At 59.2% G+C, this 7,569-nt stretch carries 6 protein-coding genes; 3 read left to right on the forward strand and 3 right to left on the reverse strand.

The window, feature by feature from the left end; translation table 11 throughout:
• Positions 1–212: 212 nt before the first annotated feature.
• Positions 213–1,727: an MFS transporter gene (locus B4E36_RS02585; protein ID WP_345899944.1), complete on the forward strand. Its 1,515-nt coding sequence runs from the start codon at positions 213–215 to the stop codon at positions 1,725–1,727.
• Between the two features lie 299 nt (positions 1,728–2,026).
• On the forward strand, positions 2,027–3,442 hold the full coding sequence (locus tag B4E36_RS02590) for a hypothetical protein (protein ID WP_292054910.1): 1,416 nt from the start codon (positions 2,027–2,029) through the stop codon (positions 3,440–3,442).
• 107 nt (positions 3,443–3,549) lie between these two features.
• On the opposite strand, the gene proX is transcribed toward B4E36_RS02590, so the two are convergent.
• From proX to B4E36_RS02605, 3 genes are all read right to left on the reverse strand, one after another.
• Entirely contained in the window at positions 3,550–4,557 is a 1,008-nt protein-coding gene (gene proX / locus B4E36_RS02595) for a glycine betaine/L-proline ABC transporter substrate-binding protein ProX (RefSeq protein ID WP_292054908.1), read from the reverse strand.
• Positions 4,558–4,667: 110 nt separating this feature from the next.
• Positions 4,668–5,579 carry an ABC transporter permease gene (locus tag B4E36_RS02600; protein ID WP_292054906.1) on the reverse strand — a complete coding sequence of 304 codons (912 nt, stop codon included), beginning with the start codon at positions 5,577–5,579 and terminating at the stop codon, positions 4,668–4,670.
• Positions 5,580–5,598: 19 nt separating this feature from the next.
• The gene (locus tag B4E36_RS02605; protein WP_292054905.1) at positions 5,599–6,843 is read right to left on the reverse strand and encodes a quaternary amine ABC transporter ATP-binding protein; all 1,245 of its coding nucleotides are present in this window, start codon (positions 6,841–6,843) and stop codon (positions 5,599–5,601) included.
• Positions 6,844–7,225: 382 nt separating this feature from the next.
• On the opposite strand from B4E36_RS02605, the gene B4E36_RS02610 reads away from it, so the two are divergent.
• A partial coding sequence (locus tag B4E36_RS02610) for a J domain-containing protein (RefSeq protein WP_345899945.1) occupies positions 7,226–7,569 on the forward strand: 344 nt, incomplete at its 3' end.

The following is a 7,569-nucleotide window of genomic DNA, read 5'->3' on the forward strand; positions in this document are numbered from 1 at the left end:
GCTCGGATCAAGTCCGAGCATGACTCAAGAAAGAAGGGCGACAACAAATGATGGTCAAGGCTCGTTGCTTTGTCAGCAACCAAGAGAGGCCCGGCGTTCAAAGTCGGGCCTCTGTTCCTGTTCAATTCGTTCTCTCGGCACATCATCCCCCCAATCCAGAGCCCGTATTTCGGGTATTGTCATCAAAACCTCAACCGACATCACTAGGACTGTTGCTGCAGGAGTTTGCGACCGGCACGGAAGGGATTGTGATGAACGTGGTAGACAAGGAAGTGCGGACCGAGGCTGATGGCCACAGCGTCCAGCATTATATCGACGAGCACCCGTATTGGGCGGATGGCACGGCAGCGCCGGCGCCGCAGATGACGGCGATGCAGTGGCGAATCTGGAGCCTTTCGGTCGCCGGCAAGTTCTTCGAGGGCCTTGTGGTTTTCATGACCGGCGTCGCCATGCCGCTGATCGCCAAGGAATTCGGCCTCAATGCCGTTCAGCACGGTATGGTCGGCTCGGCCTCGCTGTTCGGCATTCTGATCGGCGCGAGCGCGCTTGGCAGCCTTTCGGATCGTTTCGGTCGCAAGCGGGTGTTCATCTTCGAGATCGGCCTTTTCATTGCCTTTCTGGCAATGATCGTGTTCACGCCGAACTTCTCATGGCTGATCGTCTGCCTGTTCGGCATGGGGCTCGCGCTTGGGTGCGATTACCCCACGGCCCATCTGGTGATTTCGGAAAGCACGCCGTCGCGCACCCGTGGAGGGCTCGTGCTTTCCGCCTTCGGGTTTCAGGCTGTCGGCGCGCTGTTCGGCACGGTGCTCGGCTATATCATCCTCACGCTGGACCCGTCGGTTGGCGCATGGCGCTGGATGTATGGCTGCGCGATCATTCCGGCGCTTGCGGTGTTCGCCGGCCGGTTCTTCATTCCCGAAAGCCCGCACTGGCTGGCCGTCAGCGGCCGGGAGCGCGCCGCGGAGACGGAACTGCAGAAGCTGCTGCGCCGCAATCCGCTTTACCCGAAGACGATCTCCATCAACGGCCGGCGGGAAAAGCATGGTGAGAGGCCGCATGCGACCGGCTATCGCGGTCTGTTTCAGAAGCAGAACCGCAGGGCGCTGATCCTGGCCTCCGTGCCATGGTTCCTGCAGGACCTCGGCACCTATGGCATCGGCATCTTCACGCCGACGATCCTGGCCGCCACCGTCGGCCACCAACGCCAGCATGCCCAGAACATCGCCGATCTCGTGCATAACGACCTGATCGCCGCCAAGGGCACGGCTTTGCTGGACGTGCTTCTCTTGGTCGGCATTGTCGCAGCCGTCCTGCTCGCCGATCGGATCGGGCGGATCAGGTTGCAGGTGTTCGGCTTTGTCGGCTGCGCCGCTGGACTGTTTATCGCCGCCCAGGCCGGAGCCTATAGCGGGGCGACGCAGACCGCGCTGATCTTCACCGGCTTCATGCTTTTCAATTTCATGACCAATCTCGGCCCCAACGCGCAGACCTATCTGATCGCCGGCGAAGTGTTTCCGACGCGGATAAGGGGAACGGGGGCGGGGTTCGCGGCCTCCTTCGCCAAGATCGGGGCCTGCCTCACGGCCTTCCTTTTCCCGGTCCTTCTCGCCGATATCGGCACGACGGCGCTTCTCTACGCCCTCGTGGCAACCTCGCTTGTCGGCGCGCTGGTGACCTTCTTCTTCCGCATCGAGACCAAGGGCATCAGCCTCGACGGCAACTGACTGGAATTGTAGGATCATTGAAAAACCCGGCCTTAGGAACACAAGGTCGGGATTTTCTTTTTAAATTGTCGGCGATTCCGGAAGCCGCGTGCACTTGTAGGCTGTCAAAGTCTGCCATGAGCCGTGCCGGTGCCTTTTGGAATGGCGGCTCGGACTTTCGTCGCCTGACCAAATGTGAAATCTTGTTTTAGTTGTAATATCGCAAGATTAAACATCCACTGATAGAATAGTGCTTGTAAGTTGTTTTGTGTTGCTGATGTTGCAACTTTGCATGTGCGCTATTGATAAGGAATAAAGTCATGCCGCTGGCGGAAATAGAAAATTCTGTCGATGAAGCACCCGCGCTTTGGGGCCCTCCGTCACTTGTCTCAACAACCCAACGCTATATTTCGCCGCGTTGCACCCGCGCGAATGGCATCGACTGGGTGATCTGGACTAAAAGCATAGGCAACAACGTCAGCCTCATCTACTACACCTTTTTGTTGAACGGTGTCTGGTTCGAGCAGAACCATCTGGAAGTGCATACCAGTTCTGTGCCCGCCATCACGGCCCACGATAACGAGGTGCACCTCGTTTGGAGGAATGCCGAAGACAACAAAATCATGTGGAAGGTTTGCGATGCAGAGGGCTGGTCCTGGAGGACGCCGTCGGCGCAACCAAATGTGCGGACGTTTGAAAGCCCGGCGCTCACCAGCTATGAAGGCAAGCTTTATCTGGCGTGGAGCGACGGTGAATCCAAGTCCAAACTGGCCTATGCTTGGTTCGACGGAAGAGAATGGAGTGCGCCGCAACGAACAGATTTTGCCATCAATTCCGGCCCGAGCATGGCGGTTGTTGGCGATACGCTCTATTTCGCTTTCAGTGCCGATGACGACGGCCATATCGGCTATTGCGCGCTTTCCGCCGGCAAGATTCAGCCTCCCAAGAAGGTGGATGTCATCGCCGAAGGGGGGCCGGAGTTGGCAAGCGACGGCGAGCAGCTCTGGACGGTCTGGAAGGTGAAGGACAGCGCATCGGTCATGGTGGCGGCAGGAACCCCGACGACGGGCCTTGTTAAAAAGGAGCTTCTGAGTAACGCCAGAACGGAGAGTTCGCCGGGCTTATGGGGCAATCCTTCCGGTCTTCAGGCTGTATGGCAGGACAGCTTTACTGGCGGCATATATACAGCAACTACGGTGAATGTCGGCACCGTGTTGAACAACACCGTATCGGGGCGGGCGGGGCCTGGCGAGTTTATCAGCCTATCTGTGGACAAGGGAGACACGAGTATATGGTTTTATTCGACCAAAGCCGATGCCAACGGCACATGGTCTGTCACGGTTGACGGTAGACTGACCAAAGGCACGATCCTGTCTGCCACGGCGGCAAAAGACTTGAGTAGTAGGCCATCCGATGCATTTGTCGTGGTGCTCGGCACCTACCAGCGGGGATGCCTCTTTGTCTCTTATGTCGGCGAGACGGTTGTGATGGGAACGGCACCGCAGGCGGGACAGATCATCAGGGGTTGGCGGTCAAGCGACGGAAAAAAGGTAGTCGATTACCCTGTACCACCGCCGATCGCCCTCTATGAAGGAAAAGACTTCACAGCCCCGTTTTTGCCAAACATGTCGTTGGCTAAGGGCGATATCCTTAATCTTGTCGCGCAGTTTCCGAACAACGGGACAATGACGCCGTTTGTTTCAAAACCGGAAGGTTATTCAGTCACATGGAGCTAGATAGCTCAGGATATGGAACGATCCTGTCGGATATGGGATAATTGTCTTTGCAAAAAAAAGCCGGAAGGGCGGCTCAACCGTCCTTCCGGCGTCTATATCAGACGCTATCAGCCAGCGGCTTCGCGGGCCTTTTCGAGCCAACCGTCAACCATGTCCTGGTTGTTCTTGATCCACTCGGTGGCCTGCGCCTGAACGTCGTCGTCGCCATCGTTCATCTTCGAGTTCTGGGCGAAGATGTCTGCCAGCGGGATCGATACTTCCTTCAGGAGCGCATCGACGGCCGGGTTGTCGGCGATGAAGTCGTCATTGACGACCGGAACGATGTCGTTGGCGACAAAGCCCATGTAGCATGGATCGGCGACGCAGGTGTCGAGACCCTTGGCCGGAGCCGGCAGTTCGACGCCTTCCTTCTGCGGCACTTCGATCCACATCACGTCCTTGCCCGGCGAAAGCTGGTCAACGGTCCAGTTCGGGGTCCAGGTGTAGAACAGGATGTGCTCGCCGTTCTGGTAGGCGGCGATCGCATCGGCCATCGAAGCGGAGTAGCCGGCCTTGATCGGGTTGATGTCGTCACCCAGGTCGAACTCTTCCATGTGCTTCGAAATCGTCAGCTCGCAGCCCCAGCCGGGCGGGCAGGCGACCAGATCGGCCTTGCCGTCGCCATTGCGGTCGAAGGCTTCCTTGACTTCCGGGCGCTTGAAGTCGTCAAGCGTCTTGATGTCGAATTCGTCGATCGCCGCCTTGTCGACAAGGTAGCCCTGCAGCGCGCCGCCCTTGGCGACCGCGCCGTCAACCTTGGCCTTGCCTTCGAAGGTCGGCTTGTAGGTTTCGTGCAGCGGGAACCAGCCATTGACCCAGAGGTCGACATCGCCCTGCGAGACGGCCTGATAGAAGGCGGAAGCGCCGAGCGTCATCGGGCCGGTTACGCTGTAGCCGAGATCCTCGAACATCTGCTTGTAGATTTCGGCCTGGAACCAGCCGGTATCCCAGTCGGCCTGCGCCATCTTGATGGTCTTGCCATCGCCGGGTTCCTGCGCGAAGGCGGCAGTGGCCGGTACGATGCTGGCGGCGCCAAGCATAAGGGCGGCGGTCAGTTTGGTGAGATTGTTGTTCATGAGCGTTTCTCCGTTTCTTCGTGTTGCGGCGCTTGCCCTGTTGCAGGCAACCGCCTTGGCGACGGGATTGGAGATCCCTTTTGGAAAGCGTCCGAATGGACGCCTTCGTTTTATTCGGCGGCCTTTTTCTGACCGCTGAAAAGCGTACCCAACGCCTGACGGAACGTCATCCGGTTGGGATCTGATGGCTCGACAAGGCCCTGGGTGATGCGGTCGAGCACGATCGCAAGGACCACGATGCCGACGCCGCCGGCGGTCGCGCCGCCGACATCGAGCCGGCCGAGGCCCGTGTTGACGACCTGTCCCAGGCCGCCCGCGCCGATAAGCGCTGCGATGACAACCATTGACATGGCCAACATCAGCGTCTGATTCAACCCCGCCATGATGGTTCTCATGGCAAGCGGCAGCTGAACTTCGAACAGTGTCTGCGAATAGGTGGCGCCGAAAGCCTCCGATGCCTCGATCAGATCGGTGCGCACATTGCGGATGCCGAGATTGGTCATGCGGATGATCGGCGGCAGCGCGAAGATGATGGTGGCGATGATGCCAGGCGCCATGCCGACGCCGAACAGCATCACGATCGGCACGAGATAGACGAAGCTTGGCACCGTCTGCATCACGTCGAGGATCGGCCTTACGATCTTCCACATCATATCGCTGCGGGCGACGAGAATGCCGACCGGCACACCGATGACGGTGCAGAAGATCACCGAGGTCAGGATCATGGCAAGCGTCGTCATGGTTTCCGGCCACAGCCCGATGAGATCGACGAACAGGAAGCCGACGATCGTGACGATCGCCATGGTCTTGCCGACGATGCGCCAAGCAAGCAGCGCGAACACCGCCGTCAGCACCAGCATCGGTATGAAGGCCAGGAAGCCGTCCAGCGCCATCAGAACCTGGTTGACCGGCACCTGAAGCGCGCGGAAGAACGGCCGGAAATTCGGCACCAGAAAGCCGCGGACGAAGTCATTCACCCAACTATCGAAAGGAATGGTGAAATACTGTGATGGATCGAACAATGTCTGTCTCCCTCTCGGCTTATTCTGATGCCGGCTGGCTGGGGGCCGGGGCCTGCTTCTTGGCTTCTTCTTCGGCGAGTGGGGGAGGCGGCTCCTCCGTATCGGCGGTCAGCTGTTCGAAGATCGCTTCCTGCGAGACGACGCCGACGAGCTTGCCGGCATCATCGGTCACGGCCATCGGCACGCCGGCCTGGGCGGCGCCATAGACCTCGTTCAGGAACGACCCTTCGGAAACCGTTGGCGGTTCGGCGTACATGACCTCGCGCACCGGGGCGGAACGGGCGGCCCCCATCGCGTCCGAGCGCATCAGCAGCCCGACCGGCACGCCTTTTTCGACGACGTAGGCAAGATCCGACTTGGCCTTGTCCATGACCGCAAGCGCATCGGCCGTGGTCGAATCGACCTTCACCCATGCGGCATCCTGCGAAATATCGGAGACCTTGAAGACCCGGCTGCGGTCGATGTCGGATACGAAGGCGCGGACATAATCATCAGCAGGCGCGGAGACGATCTCCTGCGCCGTGCCGACCTGCACGAAGGCGCCGTCCTTCATGATCGCGATGCGGTCGCCGAGGATCATGGCCTCGTTGAGGTCGTGGGTGATGAAGATGATGGTCTTCTTCAATTCTTTTTGAAGAACCATCAACTCGTCCTGCATTTCACGCCGGATCAGCGGGTCGAGCGCGCCGAAGGGCTCGTCCATCAGCAGGATCTGGGGATCGTTGGCAAGCCCGCGCGCGAGACCTACGCGCTGCTGCATGCCGCCGGAAAGCTGGCTCGGATAGCTGTTGGCATAGGCCTCGAGCCCGACCTTGGCGAGCGAAGCGCGCGCCAGTTCGTGGCGTTCTTCCTTGCCCATGCCCTTGAGCTTCAATCCGAAGGCGACATTATCTATGATCGTTTTATGAGGAAACAGCGCGAAGTGCTGGAAAACCATGGTGATTTTCTTGCGCCTGACTTCGCGCAGCGTTTCCTTGTCGCAGGAGGCGACGTCGACATTGTCGATGATGATCTGGCCGGATGTCGGGGGGATCAGGCCGTTGAGTGTGCGAACGATCGTCGATTTTCCGGAGCCGGACAGCCCCATGATCACGAAGATTTCACCCTCGTTGACGTCGAAACTGACATTGTCGATCCCGACAGTGACGCCGGTTGCCTTGAAGATATCTTCCTTGCTTTCGCCAGCAGCGAGGCGTCGCGCGCCTTCGCCATCGTCATCATTGAACAGTTTCGACACGTTCTTAGCGGTCAGTTTGACGCTCATACTTGTTCCTTCTCCGGCGGACATCGGATTGTCCAGCGCTTTGTGCCAGCGCTTGCACGCGTTAAAACGCGGGGTGTGCGTGCGGACGATGATCCCGCATGGGGGCGGGCATGCGAAGCCTCAGGCGGCGTCGCTAAGGCCTCCAAATAAGCAATAAAGGAGGCTTGCCGAAGACGGCGTTCGTCGACGGCACGGCTGATGTGTAGAATTTGGACGCCCGAATGTCAAATTTGCGGCCACAAAGTGCCCTCGGGGGAAAACTGTCCGGATTGATCGCGCGGCGCGCGATCTGCGCGCATTTCAACCCTCTTTCACCTTGAACAGCGGGGGCGGGCGCGCTAGTCCATGAGGCGTTGTTTAACGGGATGAAACGGGTGACGGCTTGATCGACCCCTATGAAGTGCTGGGCATAGATCGCGATTGCGATAGCGAGACCGTGCGCGCGGCCTACCGGCGGCTGGCCAAGGAAGCGCATCCCGACAGCGGCGGCGACGGCGAACGGTTCGCCCGTCTTCAGGCGTCCTATGATCTGCTGAAGGACCCGGTGCGGCGCAAGGTCTATGACGACACCGGCTATGATCCCGAGCTTGCCGATGCCAAGGATATCAAAGGCGTGCTGCTGCTCGAACCGCTGGTCAACGAGATGATCCTCGACGAGCGCGAGCCGGGCAGTTTCGATCCCGTCGCGGCGATGCGGCGCAAGCTTTCCGACGACATCCTGAAGAG

The sequence above is a fragment of the Martelella sp. UBA3392 genome (genome assembly GCF_002358775.1).
Taxonomy (GTDB): domain Bacteria; phylum Pseudomonadota; class Alphaproteobacteria; order Rhizobiales; family Rhizobiaceae; genus Martelella; species Martelella mediterranea.

Excerpts from the sequence above, each read along its gene's own strand:
- B4E36_RS02590 (WP_292054910.1), top strand. The coding sequence starts at position 2,027 with ATGCCGCTGGCGGAAATAGAAAATTCTGTCGATGAAGCACCCGCGCTT.
- proX (WP_292054908.1), bottom strand. The coding sequence starts at position 4,557 with ATGAACAACAATCTCACCAAACTGACCGCCGCCCTTATGCTTGGCGCC.
- B4E36_RS02605 (WP_292054905.1), bottom strand. The coding sequence starts at position 6,843 with ATGAGCGTCAAACTGACCGCTAAGAACGTGTCGAAACTGTTCAATGAT.